The following is a 13,361-nucleotide window of genomic DNA, read 5'->3' on the forward strand; positions in this document are numbered from 1 at the left end:
GTCGGTCGGACACGCCGACACCGGGACCGTTCGGGTGCGATGCTCGCGGGCATGGAGGAACCACGCGTATCGCAGTTGTCTCCCGAATTGGTCCGGCTCGCCTCCGCGTTCGGAGTGGCCACGGAGTACCGGGGGTGGCGCGGCGAACCCGTGCACGCCGCCCCGGCGACGGTGACAGCGGTGCTCGGGGCACTCGGCGTGGACGCGTCGACACCCGAGGCCGCCCGGGCCGCGCTCGCCGCGCACGAGGAACTGCGCCGGACCCGGCTGTTGCCGCCGGTGCTGGTGCTGCGCTCGGGCCGGGCGTCCGGCTTCACCGTCAACGTGCCGGCCGGCCATCGGGTCGAGTTGTGGATCGAGCTGGAGGACGGCGGGATCCGCCGCGACCTCGGCCCGGGACCCGACCTCGGGCCGCTCGGCGACCCGGTCGGCGCACACCGCATTCCCCCCGATCTACCGCTGGGCTGGCACACCCTGCACGCCCGCTGCTCGCCCGAACCCGAGGAATCCTTGGGCTCGGGCGGGGTGCCGAGCGCGACCGGCGAGGGCACCCGCGCGTCGTGCCCGGTCGCGATCACCCCGGCGATGCTGCCCACGCCGGCGGAGCGCACGTGGGGATACATGGTCCAGTTGTATTCGCTGCCCTCACGCCGTTCGTGGGGGATCGGCGACCTGGCCGACCTGGCCGACCTGGCGGTGTGGTCGGCGCGTACCCAGGGCGCCGGCTTCGTGCTGGTCAACCCGCTGCACGCGGCCTCGCCGGTGCCGCCGGTGGAGGCGTCGCCGTATCTGCCGGTCAGCCGGCGCTTTCCGGACCCGATGTACGTCCGGGTCGAGGCCATTCCGGAGTTCGCCTACCTGACCCCGGTCGAGCGGGCGGTCGCCGAGGAGCTACGGGCCGCGGCGGGGGACGGGCACGACGGCGCCGAGCACCTGGATCGGGACAAGGTGCGGGTGGCCAAGCGGCAGGCGCTCGCGCTGGTCCACAAGGTGCCGCGCAGCCTGGGCCGGGACGCGGACTACCGCGCCTTCGTCGCGCGCGAGGGCCGGTGGCTGACCGACTTCGCCACGTGGTGCGCGCTGGTCGAGGAGTACGGCCCGTCCTGGCGGAACTGGCCCGCGCAACTGCACGACCCGGACTCGGCCGAGGTCGCCGCCGAGCGCGAACGGCTCGCCGGAGCGCTCGACTTCCACCGGTGGACCCAGTGGGTGCTGGCCGACCAGTTGCAGGCCGCGCAGGACGCGGCGACGCACGCGGGCATGCCGGTGGGCATCGTGCACGACCTCGCGGTCGGCGTGCACCCCGACGGCGCGGACGCGTGGGTGCTCGGCTCGGAGCGCGGCGGCCGGGTGCTCGCGCTCGGCGCCACCGGCGGCGCGCCGCCGGACGCGATGAACCAGATCGGACAGGACTGGAACCAGCCGCCGTGGCATCCGCTGCGGCTGGCCGAGACGGGCTACGCGCCGTACCGGGAGCTGCTGCGCGCGATCTTTCGGCACGCCGGCGCGGTGCGGGTGGACCACGTGCTCGGGCTGTTCCGGTTCTGGTGGGTGCCCCAGGGCAACAGCCCCGCCGAAGGCGCGTACGTGCGCTACGACCACGAGGCGATGGTCGGCATCCTGGCCCTGGAGGCGCACCGGGCGGGCGCGGTGGTGATCGGCGAGGACCTGGGCACGGTGGAGCCGTGGGTGCGCGTCTACCTGGCCGAGCGCGGCATCCTGGGCACCTCGGTGTTGTGGTTCGAACGCGACGACAAGGGTCGGCCGCTGCCGCCCGAGCAGTGGCGGGCCGGTTCGCTGGCCACGGTGACCACGCACGACCTGCCTCCCACCGCGGCCCGACTCGCCGGTGAGCACATCGACCTGTGGGAGCGGCTGAACCTGCTGGTGCGCGACGTGGACACCGAACGGGCCGAGGACCTCGCCGATCGCGAGCAGTGGCTCGAACTGCTGCGCCGGCGCGGCTACCTGCGGCCCGGTGCGGGCGAGCGGGAGACGGTCGAGGCGCTGCACCGGCTGCTCGCCGCGACGCCGTGCCGGATGCTCGGCGTATGGCTGCCGGACGGGGTGGGCGATCGTCGCCCGCAGAACCTGCCCGGCACCTGGAACCAGTATCCGAACTGGCTGCTGCCGGTGGCCGACGCCGAGGGGCGGCACGTCTACCTGGAGGACCTGCCGGTCAACCCGCGTGCGGTGTCGCTGGCCAGGGCCTTCCGCGGTCGGTAGCCGAGCCGACGGCGGGACGCGCCGAAGCCGCCGAGCGGGTGTGGACCCGGTCGGCGGCTTCGGGGAAGGTCAGTGCTGCTGCTTTTTCTTGATGATGTCCGGAAGCATCACGAGCCCCGCGATGATCACGAAGGCCAGGACCGGGAGGCCGACGAAGATCCCGAGGGTCTCGCCGATACCCATGCTCGGAGCCGGGTCGTCGCCGTCGTCGCGGATGTTCGCGAAGGCCGGCGCCGAGATCAGCGACATGAGCGTGACAACGGCCGACACGGCCCCGGCGCGAAGTGCATTCCTGTTCACCACGAAACCCACGCTACCGGGCCGGTGGACGAACCCACGCACCGGGTTGACCCTTCCGTGCGAACCGACTCCCGGCCGGGGCCTCGGCACAACCGGCGGCCTCGAACACGGGCCGCCGGCTCGAAACACCGGCCGGGCCGATCGCCGGCCCGGTCGGCGTTCGAGACCGACCGGGCCCCTTGGCCGCCCCCGCGCGCTACCGCGCGTCTCGCGCCTGTGCCCGAAGCGCCCGGGCCACCCCGTCCCGGCTCTCGACCACCAGGCGCCGCAGGCCCGCCGGGTGCTCGGCGCTCGCGAGCCACGCGTCGGTGCGGTCCAGGGTGTCCGGGGTGACCTGGAGGGTCGGGTACAGGCCGATCACGATCTGCTGGGCGATCTCGTTGGTGCGGGTCGCCCAGACGTCCGCGATCGCGGCGAAGTAGCGCTCGGTGTAGGCCGCGAGCAGGTCGCGCTGGGCCGGCTGGACGAAGCCGCCGATCACCGCCGCCTGGATCGCGTTGGGCAGTGCGTCGGACTCGACGACCGACGCCCACGCCTCGTCCTTGGCCGCGGCCGTCGGCCGCGCCGCACGAGCCGCCGCCGCGTGCCGACGGCCGGCCGCGGTGGAGTCGCGCTCCAGTTCGGCGTCCACGTCGGCGTCGCCGGCCACCCCGGTCGCGGACAACCGGAGCAGCAGCGCCCAGCGCAGGTCCGCGTCCACGGCCAGGCCCTCGATCCGCTCCGAGCCGTCGAGCAGACCGCGCAGGATCGCCAGGTGGTCCGGCCGGGCCGCCACCGAGGCCAGGCAGCGCACCCAGGCCAGCTGGTGGTCGCTGCCCGGCTCGGCCGCGCGCAGGAAGCGCTCGGCCGCCACGGCCAGTTCGGCCAGCGAACGCTCGCGGTGCGCCGGGTCGGCGTACAGCTCCAGCGCGCTGGTGACCTGCCGCTGGAGCGACTGGACGATGTTGATGTCCTTCTCGCCGCCCGCGCCGGCCAGCACGAGCTTGAGGTAGTCGCTCGCCGCCATCTCCGCATCGCGCGTCATGTCCCACGCCGCGGCCCAGCACAGCGCCCGCGGCAGCGGGTCGACGAACTCGCCGATCGCGTCGGTGACGAAGGCGAGCGAGTCCTCGTCGAGCCGGATCTTGGTGTAGGTCAGGTCGTCGTCGTTGAGCAGCACCACGTCCGGCCGGGCCAGCCCGACCAGGTCCGCGACCTCGGTCCGCGCGCCGGTGATGTCCAGCTCCAGGCGGTGGGTGCGGACCAGGCCCGCGTCGGTGCGGTTGTAGAAGCCGATCGCGATCCGGTGCGAGCGCAGCGTCGGCCACGCCTCGGGAGCCTCCTGGAGCACCGCGAAGGAGGCGATCACCCCGTCCGAGGAGGTCTCGATCGCGGGCCGCAGCGTGTTCACGCCCGCGGTCTCCAGCCACTCGCGCGACCACGCCTTCAGGTCCCGGCCCGAGGTCTCCTCCAGCGCGCCGAGCAGGTCGGCCAGCCGGCTGTTGCCCCACGCGTGCTTCTTGAAGTACGCCCGCACGCCCGCGAAGAAGTTCTCGCTGCCCACGTAGGCGACCAACTGCTTGAGCACCGAGGCGCCCTTGGCGTAGGTGATGCCGTCGAAGTTGACCTCGACGTCCTCCAGGTCCCGGATGTCGGCGAAGATCGGGTGTGTGGAGGGCAGTTGGTCCTGCCGGTAGGCCCAGGTCTTCATCCGGTTGCCGAACGTGGCCCACGCGTGCGACCAGCGGGTCACCTCGGCCTGGCAGCGCACCGACGCGTAGGTGGCGAACGACTCGTTCAGCCACAGGTCGTCCCACCACTGCATGGTGACCAGGTCGCCGAACCACATGTGCGCGAGCTCGTGCAGGATGGTCTCCGCACGCGTCTCGTACGACGTGTCGGTGACCTTCGAGCGGAAGACGTAGTCCTCCAGGATCGTCACGCAGCCCGCGTTCTCCATCGCGCCCGCGTTGTACTCCGGCACGAAGAGCTGGTCGTACTTGGCGAACGGGTACGCGAAGTCGAACTGCTTCAGGAAGTAGTCGAAGCCCTGCTTGGTGACGTCGAAGATGTTGTCCGCGTCCAGGAACGGCGCGAGCGAGGACCGGCAGTACACGCCGAGCGGGACGACCGTGCCGTCCGCGGCGGTGTAGCTGTCCCGCACCGCGTGGTAGTGGCCGGCCACCAGCGCGGTGATGTAGGTGGAGATCCTGGGCGTCGGTTCGAACGTCCACACCGAGGTGCCGTCGGCACCGGCCGAGGGCTCGGGGGTGGGCGAGCAGGAGACCACGTGCCACTCGCTGGGCGCACTGATCGTGAAGGCGAACGTGGCCTTGAGGTCCGGCTGTTCGAAGTTGGCGAAGACCCGGCGTGCGTCGGCCACCTCGAACTGGGTGTAGAGGTAGGTCTTGCCGTCGACGGGGTCGACGAAGCGGTGCAGGCCCTCGCCGGTGTTCATGTACGCGCAGGACGCGACCACCCGCAGCTCGTTGTGCTCGGCGAGGTCGGTCAGCGCGATCCGGCTGTCCGCGTACACCGAGGCGACGTCGAGCGCCTTGCCGTTGAGGGTGATCTCGTGCACCTCGGGGGCGATCAGATCGACGAACGTGGTCGCGCCCGGTTCGGTACAACCGAACTTCAGCACGGTCGTGGACGGGAACGTCGCACCGGTGCCGGTCAGGTCGAGAGTGATGTCGTACGAGTCGACGGACAGGATCCGGGCCCGCTCGCGGGCTTCGTCACGCGTCAGGTTGGTTCCGGGCACGCTGCGCTCCTTGTGGGATGGGCGCCGCCGGGGAAGGGCGGCCGACGGGTCGGACCCCGCCCGGGATGGCGGCGGGGTCCGGGAGGGTGGGTCAGTTCCGCTGGTCGCGGGCGCGGGCCTGGAGCGCGCGGGCCACGTCGTCGCGGCATTCCAGGACCAGCCGGCGCAGCGCCGGCACCGGCTCGGTCGCGGCCAGCCAGTCGTCGGTGCGACGCAGCGTGTCGACGTCGATGCGACCGGACGGGTACAGGCCGACCACGATCCGGCGGGCGATCTCGATCGAGCGGTCCCGCCACACCGGTGCGAGGGCGGCGAAGTAGCGGTCGGTGTACGGGTCGGTCAGGTCCTCCTGACCGGGTGTGGAGAAGCCCGCGATGACCGCGTTGAGCATCGCGTTGGGCAGTTCGTCGGTCTCCACCACCAGGCGCCATGCCTCGGCCTTGGCCTCGGGCGTGGGGCGCGCGGCGCGGCACTCGATCGCGTGCCGGCGACCCGCCGCGGTGCCGTCGCGCTCCAACTCGGCGGCGATGTCGGGCTCGTCGGCGGCTCCGCCCGTGCACAGCGCACGCAACATCGCCCAGCGCAGCTCGGTGTCCACGGTCAGCCCGGCGACCTCCTGGTCACCGGTCAACAGGTCGCGCAGGAAGGCGAGTTCCTCGGCCGTGGCGGAGGCCGAGGCCAGGCAGCGGGCCCAGGCCAGCTGGTGGTCGCCGCCCGGGGTCGCGGCCCGCAGTTCGGCCAGCGAGCCGGCCGCGAGCAGTCGCAGGCCCTCGGCCCGGAAGGCCGGGTCGGTGTAGCGGTCCAGGCCGGTCCTGACCTGGACCTGGAGCTTTTGCACCACGCCCACGTCGCTCTCCCGACCGGCGTGCCGCAGCACCAGGGCCAGGTAGTCGCGCGCGGGCAGTTCACCGTCCCGGGTCATGTCCCACGCCGCGCCCCAGCACAGCGCGCGGGCGAGCGAGGAGTCCAGCTCGCCGAGCGAGTCGAGCACCGCCTGCCAGGATCGCGGGTCGAAGCGCACCTTCGCGTAGGTGAGGTCGTCGTCGTTGAGCAGGATCAGCGGCGTGCGCACCCGGCCGACCAGCTCGGGCACCTCGGTGCGGGCGCCGACCACGTCCACCTCGACCCGGGCGACCCGCTCGGCGCCGTCGTACAGGCCGATCGCGATCCGGTGCGGACGCAGCGTCGGGAACGCGGGCGCGGCCTCCTGGAGCACCGCGAACGAGGTGATCACACCGTCCGCGTCGGTCTCGATCGCCGGTCGCAGCGTGTTCACGCCGGAGGTCTCCAGCCAGTCCGCCGACCAGGACTTGAGGTCGCGGCCGGAGGTCTCCTCCAGGGCGGAGAGGAAGTCGGCGAGGGTGGTGTTGCCCCACGCGTGCTTTTTGAAGTACGACCTGGCACCCGCGAAGAACTCGTCCTCGCCCACGTAGGCGACGAGTTGCTTGAGCACCGAGGCGCCCTTGGCGTAGGTGATCCCGTCGAAGTTGAGCTTGGCGTCCTCCAGGTCGTTGATCACCGCCACGATCGGGTGGGTGGTGGGCAACTGGTCCTGGCGGTACGCCCAGTCCTTGCGGCGGGCGGCGAAGCTGGTCCAGGCGTCGGTCCAGCGGGTCGCCGCGCCCTGCGAGTAGGAGCCCATGAAGTCCGCGAAGGACTCCTTCAGCCACAGGTCGTCCCACCAGCGCGGGGTGACCAGGTCGCCGAACCACATGTGTGCCATCTCGTGCAGGATCACGTTGGCGCGGTTCTCGTACGCCGAGTCGGTGACCTTGGAGCGGAAGACGAAGTCCTCGGTGAAGGTGACCGCACCCGGGTTCTCCATCGCGCCGAGGTTGTACTCGGGCACGAAGAGCTGGTCGTACTTCCCGAACGGATAGGGGAAGTCGAACCGGTCGTGGAACAGGTCCAGGCCCTGCCGGGTGACCGCGAAGATCTCCTCGTGGTCGAACGCGTCGGCCAGCGACGCGCGGCAGAACCCGCCGAGCGGGACGACCAGGCCGTCCGGGCCGGTGTAGGTGTCGAAGACCGCGTGGTAGGGACCGGCCACGACCGCCGTCAGGTAGGTGGAGATGCGCGGCGTGGGCGCGAAGTCCCAGCGCGCGACCCCTTCGCGGACTGTCACCGGGTCCGGCGTGGTCGAGTTCGACACCACGTGCCAGTCGGCCGGCGCGGTCACCGAGAACCGGAACGAGGCCTTGAGGTCGGGCTGTTCGAAGTTCGCGAAGACCCGGCGCGAGTCGGCGGGCTCGTACTGGGTGTAGAGGTAGACCCGATCGTCGACCGGGTCGACGAAGCGGTGCAGGCCCTCGCCGGTGCGGCTGTAGGCGCACGACGCGAGCACGCGCAGTTCGTTGGCTCCCTCGACCAGGTCGTCGAGCAGTACGCGGGTGCCGTCGAAGACCTGCGCGGGGTCGAGCGTGCGGCCGTTGAGCACGACCTCGTGTACGTCCGGGGCGAGCAGGTCCACGAACGTGGCCGCGCCCGCCTCGCGGCAGCCGAAACGGAGCACCGTTTCGGAGCGGAACGTCTCCGTGCTGTCGGTGGTGACATCGAGCCTGACGTCGTAGTCCTCGACGCTCAGGATCCGGGCCCGCGTGCGGGCCTCCTCGCGGGTCAGATTCCTGCCGGGCACTGGATCACTCCCTGGTTGGCTGCGGTCCGGGCGATCCTTTCACGGCGGGGGCGGAAGTGTCGGCCCGGTTCTCGGCCCATCCCCGGCCGGATTCCCGGTCGGGCGCGGGTCGCCGGTGCGGGCACCGGCCCGGGACGGCAGGATTGACCCGATCCGCAGGAATGGCGGGGTGCGGTCGGCGGTTGCACAGCATCGACGGCCGGACCGCCGTCCGCCGGCGCGCCCCGGATGCGGTGCGGCCGGGCGCAGGGCATCGCGCGGCCGGGTGCACGGCATCGTGAACAAGGCATCAGGATCGAGAGGAACTCCACAGTGACCACCAAGGACAACGGACCTGCCCGCGACACAGCGCACTTCTGGTTCGACCCGCTGTGTCCGTGGGCGTGGATGACGTCGCGCTGGATGCTGGAGGTGGAGAAGATCCGCCCGGTGGACGTGCAGTGGCATGTGATGAGCCTGTCCGTGCTCAACAGCGGACGGGACGACATCCCGGAGGCGTACAGGGAGATGCTGGAGCGCGGCTGGGGCCCGGTGCGGGTGTGCATCGCCGCCGAGCAGCGGTTCGGCAACGAGGTGTTGCTGCCGCTCTACACCGCGCTGGGCAACCGTCGGCACCCGGGCGGCGAGGAGTTCACCCGCGAGATGATCGAGGCGGCGCTGACCGAGGCCGGACTGCCCACCGAACTCGCCGACGCCGCCGACTCGACCGAGTACGACGAGGCGCTGATCAAGTCGCACCACGACGGCATGGACCGGGTGGGCATGGACGTCGGCACCCCGGTGATCAGCGTCAACGGCGTGTCGTTCTTCGGTCCGGTGGTGACGCCGGCGCCCAAGGGCGAGGACGCGGGCAAGCTCTGGGACGGCGTGGTCCTGGTCGCGGGCACGCCGGGCTTCTTCGAGATAAAGCGCACCCGGGACCAGGGGCCGATCTTCGACTGATCGGTTTCGACTGACCGGATGAAACCTGTCGGGCCCGACTCCGAATCGACAACAAAGTAAAACAAAGCTAATTAATCTGGATAAATGACGGCTCCGGAACGCCAGAGCAGCGTGATCCACACCTCCCGTACCGGGCGGCCGGATCCGCGCACGCCCAACGGCAACGCCCCCTACGGCTCACGCATGCCGCGGCTGCGCGACCGCGCGCTCGCCTTCGGGCTGCGCGCGGTCGTGCCGCTGTGGCGATGTGTGGGGTTGCGCACGGGAGCCGCGTCGCTGCGGCACTACCTGACCGGGCGTGGCGCGCCGCTCGTGATCGACCCGGCCCAGCCGCTGCGGGCCAAGCCGTTCCGCCGCGCGGCGCTCACCCATTTCGAGGAGTGGTGGGCGCTCGCGGCGATCCGCTGGCACGACAGCGGCGGCATCGAGAGCGTCTTCGAGACCACCACGCACTGGCACGGGGTGCTGATCCGGCGCGCGGACGACACCGACTGGTGGCTGGCCATGCGCGGCCTGCAGTACCGGATCACCGGCCGGATCGAGGTGCTGCCCGGCGGCACGCCGATCCCGGGCTCGCCGGTGTTGCCCGACGTGCGACTGGTGTATCGGGTCGAGGTGTACAAGGACTGGGGCTTCGACAAGGGCCAGGGCGAGTACGGGGTGTCCTTCACGCCGCTCGCGCGCCTGCACGAGGTCGGCCTGGCCCGCGAATTCCCGGTCACCGGCCGGAGCGGCGAACTGGTGTGGACCTCCAACGGGCCGCACGGCTTCGGGAGCTGAGGCACCCGGCGGAGGCAGCCGCGACCTGCGCGGTCGCCGTGTCGGTGTGCGGAAATCGGGGCGGGCCGGCCCTGGGGATCGCACACGTGTCGACGTACCCTCGGCGGGTGCCGTGGCCGAGCACCGGTGAACGTTCCCCGGCCGCGGCGCCATGTCCCAGTGGCAAGCGGCGAGGAGTTCGGCGGCATGACCAAGGCTTACGAGACGATCTACATCGACGGCGCGTGGACGGCGCCCTCGTCGACCGAGACCATCGACGTCGTCGACCCCAACACCGAGCAGGTCGTGGCGACCGTGCCGCAGTGCACACCCGCCGACGTGGACCGGGCCGTGGCCGCCGCCAAGCGCGCCTTCCCCGGGTGGGCCGCGACCGCGCCGGCCGAGCGGGCCGCGCTGCTCGCGAAGGCGCGGGACCTGCTCGCCGAGCGTTCGGCCGAGATGACCGCGGTGATCATCGCGGACATGGGCGCCCCGGCGGCCCTGGTCGAGCGGGTGCACCTGGGTCTGCCGCTCGTGGTGCTGGGCAGCTTCGTCGAGCTCGCCGCCGAGTTCGAGTGGGAGGAGACCATCGGCTCCTCGCTCGTGGTGCGCGAACCGGTCGGCGTGGTCGGGGCGATCACCCCGTGGAACTTCCCGCTGCACCAGATCACCAACAAGCTCGGCCCCGCCCTGGTCGCCGGCTGCACCGTGGTGCTCAAGGCCAGCGAGGTCGCGCCGCAGGCCGCGCACCTGTTCTTCGAGATCCTGCACGACGCGGGCTTCCCGGCGGGCGTGGTCAACCTGGTCTCCGGCACCGGCCCGGTGGTCGGCGAGGCGATCGCGTCGCATCCGGACGTCGACATGGTCTCGTTCACCGGCTCGACCCGGGCCGGCACCCGCGTTGCCGAGCTCGCGTCCGCGACGGTCAAGCGGGTCGCGCTCGAACTCGGCGGCAAGTCCGCCAATGTGATCCTGCCCGGCGCCGACCTGGAGAAGGCGGTGCGCGCGGGCATCGGCGGCGCGTATCGCAACAGCGGGCAGACGTGCAGTGCGCTGACCCGGATGCTGGTGCACCGCGACGACCTGCCGCGTGCGGTCGAGCTGGCCGAGGAGGCCGCGACGGCGATGACCGGCAAGCTCGGTCCGCTGGTGAACGCGACCCAGTTCGAGCGGGTGCGCGGCTACATCGCCAAGGGCATCGAGGAGGGCGCCACCCTGGTGACCGGCGGCGCGGAGCTGCCCGAGGGGGTGCGGAGCGGCTATCACGTGCGGCCCACGGTCTTCTCCGACGTGACCGGCGACATGACGATCGCCCGTGAGGAGATCTTCGGCCCGGTGTTGTCGATCCTGCCCTACGACACCGAGGAGGAGGCCGAGCGGATCGCCAACGACACCCCGTACGGCCTGTCCGGCGCGGTGTGGGGACCCAGCCGGGAGGCGGCGGTGGCGTTCGCGCGCAAGCTGCGTACCGGCCAGGTGGAGATCAACGGCGGCGCGTTCAACCCGCTTGCCCCGTTCGGCGGTTACAAGCAGTCCGGCAACGGGCGTGAGCTGGGCCGATTCGGCCTGGAGGAGTACCTGGAGGTCAAGGCACTGCAACTGTGACGCGGGCGACCGCTCGCGCCGACGGTGACCCGGGATCGACGCTTTCGGTGGTGTTCGACAAAGTACGGATCGGTACCTTGTCGGACACCCCCGTGATCGTTCGATGTCCGATTGGTTAAGTTCATCGGGTCCCGCAACCCAAGAGTGTGGAGTCCGCTGTGAGTACTGCCCTTCTCGACGCGCGCCGCCCCGTCCTGGCCGACCTGGTCCCGGCCCAGGTCTTCAAGGGCGCCGCCGTGCGCGACGCCGCGCTGGTCGTCGGCGCATCCGCTTTCGTCGGCCTCGCCGCCCAGATCTCCGTCCCGGTGCCCGGCTCGCCGGTCCCGGTGACCGGCCAGACCTTCGCCGTGCTGCTCGCCGGCAGCGCGCTCGGCGCGTGGCGCGGCCTCGCCGCGATGGTGCTCTACCTGGGCCTGGGCGCGGCGGGCATGCCGTGGTTCGCGGAGGGCACCTCCGGCACCGGGTTCCCGACCCTGGGTTACGTGCTCGGCATGGTGCTCGCGGCGACGGTGGCCGGCTTCCTGGCCCAGCGCGGTACCGACCGCAGCCCGCTGCGCACCGCCGGCACGATGGTGCTGGGCAACGCGGTGATCTACGCGGCCGGCCTCACCTACCTCGCGCACGACCTGGGCATCTCGATGTCCAAGGCGTACGAGATCGGCATGCAGAACTACCTCTTCGGCGACGCGGTCAAGATCGCCCTGGCGATGGCACTGCTGCCCGCCGCCTGGAAGCTGGTCGGTCGGCGCGGCTGACCCCTCCCGTCACCGCTCGGACCCCGTTTCCCGCACAGCGGGAAGCGGGGTCCGATTTCTTTGGCGAGCAGCCGCCGAAGGCGCCTAGTCTCGTCCCATGAGACCGGGGGCAACCAAGCGCATCGTCGTCAGCGGAACCGTCGTCGCGTTCCTGATCGTGGCCGGACTGGGCAACCAGTGGGTGTTCAAGGAGGCGTGGGGCGCGAGCAGCGACCGCGACGAGTGGTACACGGACCTGCTGCGGTTCCTCAGCCATCCGCTGTGGATCGCGGACAAGGGCGACCTCGGCGACGAGTTCCGCTTCAGCTTCACCACCAGGGACGTCACCTCGGGCTATGTCGGCATCGCGGTGCTGTTCGTGGTGGTCGCCGCCGTACTCGCGGCGGCCGCGCGCGGCCTGAACGAGCGCGCCGGCGGGTTCGTGGCGTTCGTCGTCGGCTGGTTCGCGCTGGTGCTCGGCGGAGCCCTGCACGCGCTGACCGTGTTCGCGATCGCCTACGACCAGGACGGGCGCCGGCACGAGGGCTCGGGTTTCCACAGCGCGATGACCGCGATGCAGGCGGGGGCCCACTTCGGTCTGCTCACCGGATGGCTGGTGGGCCTGGCCGCGGCGGCCGGTTACGCGGGGTCGCGCGGAGCGGCCGGCCCGATCGGCTACCCGCCGTCGAACATCTACGGCCAACCCGCCGGCTACGGCCTGCCCGGCGCCCCGGGCAACCTCGGCTACGGCCTCCCGCCGCAGTCGCCGCACGACGCCCCCACCACCATCCGACCGGCCGGCCCGCCGCCTTCCGCGCCGCCGCGGCCGACCGGTGCGCCGGACACGCCACCCGGTGGATACCGGCCCTGATGGGACGTTCGGGACCGCGCCTGAGAGACTGCGGCCCATGCGCGTTTACCTCGGCTCCGACCATGCCGGTTACGATCTCAAGCAGCACCTCGTCACGTGGCTCGACGCCAACGGCCACGAGGCCGTCGACTGCGGCCCGGCGGTACAGGCCGACTCCTACGACTACCCCGTGTACTGCCTGCGGGCCGGCGAGCGGGTGGCCGCCGACCCGGGCAGCCTCGGCGTCGTGCTCGGCGGCTCCGGCAACGGCGAGGCGATCGCGGCGAACAAGGTCAAGGGTGTGCGCTGCGCCCTGGTGTGGAGCCAGGAGACCGCGTCGCTGGCCCGCGAGCACAACAATGCGAACGTGATCTCCATGGGTGCGCGCATGCACTCGCTCGAGGACGCCACGAAGTTCCTGGAGGTCTTCGTGAACACCCCGTACAGCGAGGCCGAGCGGCACACCCGCCGGATCAACATGCTCACCAAGTACGAGAACACCGGCGAACTGCCGACCCTGCCGTAGTCCACGCCGTACCCACCCGCCCCCGATCGGTCCCTCCGGTC

General features: G+C 71.7%; 10 protein-coding genes. 7 read left to right on the forward strand and 3 right to left on the reverse strand.

What is annotated here, in order from left to right; translation table 11 throughout:
* Positions 1-51 precede the first annotated feature (51 nt).
* Complete coding sequence (gene malQ / locus ACIBM5_RS04335; protein WP_396005306.1) at positions 52-2,226, forward strand: 4-alpha-glucanotransferase; 2,175 nt, start codon at positions 52-54, stop codon at positions 2,224-2,226.
* A gap of 69 nt (positions 2,227-2,295) precedes the next feature.
* Here malQ and ACIBM5_RS04340 read toward each other — a convergent pair whose 3' ends face one another.
* From ACIBM5_RS04340 to pepN (ACIBM5_RS04350), 3 genes are all read right to left on the reverse strand, one after another.
* Positions 2,296-2,568: a hypothetical protein gene (locus ACIBM5_RS04340; protein WP_396005308.1), complete on the reverse strand. Its 273-nt coding sequence runs from the start codon at positions 2,566-2,568 to the stop codon at positions 2,296-2,298.
* A gap of 154 nt (positions 2,569-2,722) precedes the next feature.
* A complete protein-coding gene (gene pepN, locus ACIBM5_RS04345) occupies positions 2,723-5,269 on the reverse strand; it encodes an aminopeptidase N (RefSeq protein ID WP_396005310.1) in 2,547 nt (848 codons plus the stop codon).
* Positions 5,270-5,360: 91 nt separating this feature from the next.
* Positions 5,361-7,904, reverse strand: a complete 2,544-nt coding sequence (pepN, locus tag ACIBM5_RS04350; RefSeq protein WP_396005312.1) for an aminopeptidase N — start codon at positions 7,902-7,904, stop codon at positions 5,361-5,363.
* A gap of 312 nt (positions 7,905-8,216) precedes the next feature.
* Between pepN (ACIBM5_RS04350) and ACIBM5_RS04355 the strand changes: the two genes are divergently transcribed.
* The 6 genes from ACIBM5_RS04355 (at position 8,217) to ACIBM5_RS04380 (ending at position 13,320) form a co-directional block, all read left to right on the forward strand.
* Positions 8,217-8,846, forward strand: a complete 630-nt coding sequence (locus tag ACIBM5_RS04355) for a disulfide bond formation protein DsbA (RefSeq protein WP_396005314.1) — start codon at positions 8,217-8,219, stop codon at positions 8,844-8,846.
* A gap of 84 nt (positions 8,847-8,930) precedes the next feature.
* Entirely contained in the window at positions 8,931-9,626 is a 696-nt protein-coding gene (locus ACIBM5_RS04360; protein WP_396005316.1) for a hypothetical protein, read from the forward strand.
* Positions 9,627-9,812: 186 nt separating this feature from the next.
* Complete coding sequence (locus ACIBM5_RS04365) at positions 9,813-11,210, forward strand: aldehyde dehydrogenase family protein (RefSeq protein WP_396005317.1); 1,398 nt, start codon at positions 9,813-9,815, stop codon at positions 11,208-11,210.
* Between the two features lie 158 nt (positions 11,211-11,368).
* A complete protein-coding gene (locus ACIBM5_RS04370; RefSeq protein ID WP_391582928.1) occupies positions 11,369-11,965 on the forward strand; it encodes a biotin transporter BioY in 597 nt (198 codons plus the stop codon).
* A 97-nt stretch (positions 11,966-12,062) separates the two neighbouring features.
* Positions 12,063-12,815, forward strand: a complete 753-nt coding sequence (locus ACIBM5_RS04375; protein ID WP_396005319.1) for a hypothetical protein — start codon at positions 12,063-12,065, stop codon at positions 12,813-12,815.
* 37 nt (positions 12,816-12,852) lie between these two features.
* Positions 12,853-13,320: a ribose-5-phosphate isomerase gene (locus ACIBM5_RS04380; protein ID WP_391582926.1), complete on the forward strand. Its 468-nt coding sequence runs from the start codon at positions 12,853-12,855 to the stop codon at positions 13,318-13,320.
* Positions 13,321-13,361 lie beyond the last annotated feature (41 nt).

Origin of the sequence: Embleya sp. NPDC050493 (assembly GCF_044458105.1) — a bacterium.
Taxonomy (GTDB): Bacteria; Actinomycetota; Actinomycetes; order Streptomycetales; family Streptomycetaceae; genus Embleya.